A 1,996-nucleotide genomic window follows, 5' to 3' on the forward strand; every position below is an offset into this window, starting at 1 on the left:
GGGCTACTTCCTGGACCTCAACGGCTCCATCGACGACTACGCCGTCTACCTGTTCTCCGGGATCGTCGTCATCAACTACTTCTCGGAGACGTTCGGCAACGCCACGCGGGCGGTGGTGCAGAACGCACCGCTGGTGAAGAAGATCTACCTGCCGCGGGAGCTGTTCCCGGTCTCCTCCGCCTTCGTGGCGGCGGTGCACTTCCTGCCGCAGTTCCTCATCCTGCTCGTCGGCACCCTCGTGGCGGGCTGGCGGCCCACCGCCGGCCAGCTCGCCGGCGGCCTGCTCGGCTTCGTCGTCGTCGTCGTGTTCTCCGTCGGCCTCGGGCTGCTGTTCGGGGCCATCAACGTCCTGTACCGCGACTTCGAGAACATCGTCGACCTCATGCTGCTCGTCGTCACGTGGGCCTCGCCGGTCCTCTACGTCTGGACGATGGTCCGCGACGCGGTGCCCGGCTGGCTGTTCCAGCTCTACCAGCTCAACCCGGTGACGGCGGCGGTGGAGCTGTTCCACTACGGCTTCTGGTACGGCGCGACACCGCGGACGGCCCCGCTGCCGCCGCACCTGCTGTGGACGGGGCTGCTGGCGCTGGCCGTCTCGCTCGCGGTGCTCGCGCTGGGGCAGTTCACCTTCCGGCGGCTCGAGGGCCGCTTCGCGCAGGAGCTGTGAGGGGAGGGGAGCAGGGATGAGCACGACCACCACCCGCACGACGATCGCCGTGCAGCAGGTCTCCAAGCGCTTCACGCTGCGCCACGACCACCGGCTGAAGAACCTCGCCGTGGCCGCCTTCCGCGGCAAGGACCTCGGCAACTCCTTCCTCGCCCTCGACGACGTCGGCTTCGAGGTCGCGCAGGGGGAGGCGGTGGCGCTGCTCGGGCTCAACGGCTCGGGCAAGTCCACGCTGCTCAAGCTCATCTCCGGCGTCATGAGCCCGGACTCCGGGCAGGTGCTCGTCCGCGGCCGCATCGCCGGGCTCATCGAGGTGGGGGCGGGCTTCCACCCCGACCTCACCGGCCGGGAGAACGTCTACCTCAACGGCGCGATCCTCGGGATGGACGAGGCCACCATCGCCGCCCGCTTCGACCAGATCGTCGCCTTCTCCGAGATCGAGCGCTTCATCGACACCGAGGTGAAGTTCTACTCCTCGGGCATGTTCCTGCGCCTGGCCTTCGCCGTCGCGGTGCACACCGACCCGGAGATCTTCCTCATCGACGAGATCCTCGCCGTGGGGGACGCGCCCTTCCAGGCCAAGTGCCTGGCCCGCATCCGCGAGCTGCGCGACGAGGGGCGCACCCTCGTCATCGTCAGCCACGACCTCGACATGGTCTCCCAGCTCTGCTCGCGGGGGGTCGTGCTCGAGCACGGCCGGGTGGTGGCCGACGAGGACGTGCACGCGGCCGTGGCCCGCCTGCGGTGAGCGGCGGGCGGACCCGCACCACCGGCACGACCACCAGCACGACCACCACCAGCACCACGGACGGACCCCGCGCGGCGGGGTGGGGAGGACGAGCGGACGTGAGCGCCACGCCCACCACGGACCACGAGGCGCTGCCGCCGGACCTGCCGGCGCAGGCACCGCCGACCGGTGCCGACCTGCGGCTGCTGCTCGCCGTGCAGCGGCGGCTGCGCACCCCCGGCGTCGTGCGCGCCGCCCAGCTCATGAGCCACGCCGGCGAGCACGCCGCGGTGTGGATCGCCGCCGGCACCGCCGGGGCCCTGGCCGACCGGGCCCGGCGGCGGGAGTGGGTGGAGGCCACCGCCGCGGTGGTCGCCGCGCACGGCGCCAGCGTCGTCCTCAAGCGCTTCACCCGCCGGGTGCGCCCGCAGCACGCCGACCTGCTCGTGCACGCCGGCACCCCCAGCCGCTGGAGCCTGCCCTCCTCGCACGCCACCTCCACGACCGCCGCGGTCATCGCCTTCGGGCGCCTCGTCGGCACCGGCGCCGTGCTGCCGCTGGCACCGGCGATGGCCCTGTCCCGGCTGGTCGTCGGCGTGCAC

Annotated in this window: 3 protein-coding genes; all 3 read left to right on the forward strand. The window is 72.3% G+C overall.

The annotated features are described in order from the left end of the window. Positions 1-667: ABC transporter permease (locus tag ABEB16_RS04155; RefSeq protein WP_345711005.1), on the forward strand; the 667-nt coding region annotated here is incomplete at its 5' end. A 16-nt stretch (positions 668-683) separates the two neighbouring features. After that, positions 684-1,415, forward strand: a complete 732-nt coding sequence (locus ABEB16_RS04160) for an ABC transporter ATP-binding protein (RefSeq protein ID WP_345711006.1) — start codon at positions 684-686, stop codon at positions 1,413-1,415. Positions 1,416-1,513: 98 nt separating this feature from the next. Beyond that, on the forward strand, positions 1,514-1,996 hold a 483-nt coding region (locus ABEB16_RS04165), incomplete at its 3' end, for a phosphatase PAP2 family protein (protein WP_345711007.1).

The organism is Kineococcus glutinatus (genome assembly GCF_039542765.1).
GTDB lineage: Bacteria > Actinomycetota > Actinomycetes > Actinomycetales > Kineococcaceae > Kineococcus_A > Kineococcus_A glutinatus.

Bases quoted from the DNA above. Each gene is read 5' to 3' on its own strand.
- ABEB16_RS04160 (WP_345711006.1), top strand. From the start codon at position 684: ATGAGCACGACCACCACCCGCACGACGATCGCCGTGCAGCAGGTCTCC.